The following is a 1,630-nucleotide window of genomic DNA, read 5'->3' as shown; positions in this document are numbered from 1 at the left end:
AGCCCCTCCACCGCTTCGCGGTCCCCCTCCCCGCGTTGCGGGGAGGAAAGGGGCGGATCTCGCCGTCGAGATTCGCGCCCAGGCCGACCTGATCGAGGTCGTGCACACCCTGCGTCAGGTGGTGTGCGTCAAGGGATGACGGGAGCCGGTTCCGCCGCAGGGTGGAGCCGGCTTTCGTCGTTGGGCGAGGGTCCGCATTCGACCCATTGCGGACATTCGGATCGCGACGGAAAAGACCCTATGGAAATCATGCTGGATGGGCGGGATTGGCGAACAGAGGCTGATCTCATTGAGGCCGTGATCGCGGGTGTAGACGGTCCTCCCTGGCACGGTCGCAACTACAACGCCCTGCGCGACTCCTTTGTGGCGGGCTCCATCAACGGGATCGAGCCGCCCTACGACTTCATCATTCAGCCGCCGCCTGCTCCTGCGTCGGAAGTCGCAGATGCCATCGGGTATTTCATGGCGCGCATTTCCGAATGGCGCAGGGAGGGCGCGCAGCTCTCGGCACGCTTGGCCTAGTCCGCTCTCCACCTCGAGGCGACTGTCCGGTCCCGACCCATTGCGGACATCCGTAGCGGAAGGCACGCTGCCGGGTCCGGAAGGGGTAGCGATCGTGAGTTCCGACAACCGGCTGACTGTCGAAATGACCGCCGATGATCTGGTGGCGATAAACAAAGCGCTTAACGAGGTCTGCCACGGGCCAGACGCAATCCCGGAATGGAAGTTCCAGACTCGTATGGGCTTGGACAGGGCGACTGCCGAGCAGACCTTGGGCCGGATCAAGACCGCACTCGATCAGGTCCGCTGAGCGTCCTTGTCCGACAGTCCGCTACCGACCCATAGGCGACCTTCGTAGGCTGGGTTAGCGTCCACCACGCTGCGGCGACCACGCCAATAACGCTTTGAGGCTTCATGCACGCCCTCGCCGACTTTGCATCGAAATGGTCTCATCCCGAAGACCCGCCTGAACCCGTCCTAGCTGCCGATTTGACACGAGCGGAGGAACAACTCGGGGGCCGTTTACCTGCTGACTATCGTGATACGATCGTCGGCGTAGGTCTGCCACGGCCTACAGGCGCACTTCTGCACAGCGTCTGCGAAGAGCAGGCCGATTTCGCCGATGTGGCCGATTTTCTCTCGGCAGACGAGATGATCTCATCGACCCAGGCTTGGCGAGAGATGGGACTGCCGGAAGACATGATCGCCTTTGCCTCCGATTGCATGGGCAATTTGTTCGCCTTTGGTAGCGCCCCGCTAAACCCCAGTTCTGGAGTTTGGTTCTTCGACCACGAAACCGGCGAGACCGCGCTGGTAGCGCCGTCCTTCGAGGACTGGATCCAGCAATATCTGGACCTGAAATTCATCCCGCTCGACGACTGAGCGAATACCCGAATGTCCGCTTCCCACCCATTGCCGACGTTCACCGTGGCCGCTTCCCGGCCGCATTGCGATCACCCGACCGGCTGCTAAGCAGGCGCGGTGGGTTTGAGGGAGGGCGGCCATGCTGCGGCGTTCATTGTTGCTGGCGGGACCGGCGGCGCTGCTGGCGGCGGCGGGGCCGGCGTGGGCGCAGGACAGGCCCGGCGGCCGGGCAAGGGCGCGGGAGATCGGGCTGGCGCCGGGGGTG

The 1,630-nt window shown here is 63.7% G+C and carries 3 protein-coding genes; all 3 read left to right on the top strand.

The window, feature by feature from the left end:
* The first annotated feature begins 240 nt into the window (after nt 1-240).
* Nucleotides 241-522 (top strand): hypothetical protein, encoded by a 282-nt coding sequence (locus RDU12_RS15635; protein WP_300292622.1) that lies wholly within the window; start codon nt 241-243, stop codon nt 520-522.
* Between the two features lie 94 nt (nt 523-616).
* The gene (locus RDU12_RS15630) at nt 617-811 is read left to right on the top strand and encodes a hypothetical protein (protein WP_300292620.1); all 195 of its coding nucleotides are present in this window, start codon (nt 617-619) and stop codon (nt 809-811) included.
* Between the two features lie 104 nt (nt 812-915).
* On the top strand, nt 916-1,383 hold the full coding sequence (locus tag RDU12_RS15625; protein ID WP_300292618.1) for an SMI1/KNR4 family protein: 468 nt from the start codon (nt 916-918) through the stop codon (nt 1,381-1,383).
* Nucleotides 1,384-1,630: the final 247 nt, after the last annotated feature.

The organism is Brevundimonas sp., from assembly GCF_031082345.1.
GTDB lineage: Bacteria > Pseudomonadota > Alphaproteobacteria > Caulobacterales > Caulobacteraceae > Brevundimonas.
This window is presented reverse-complemented; position numbering and strand designations above follow the sequence as displayed.

Excerpts from the sequence above, each read along its gene's own strand:
- RDU12_RS15635 (WP_300292622.1), top strand. The coding sequence starts at position 241 with ATGGAAATCATGCTGGATGGGCGGGATTGGCGAACAGAGGCTGATCTC.
- RDU12_RS15625 (WP_300292618.1), top strand. The coding sequence starts at position 916 with ATGCACGCCCTCGCCGACTTTGCATCGAAATGGTCTCATCCCGAAGAC.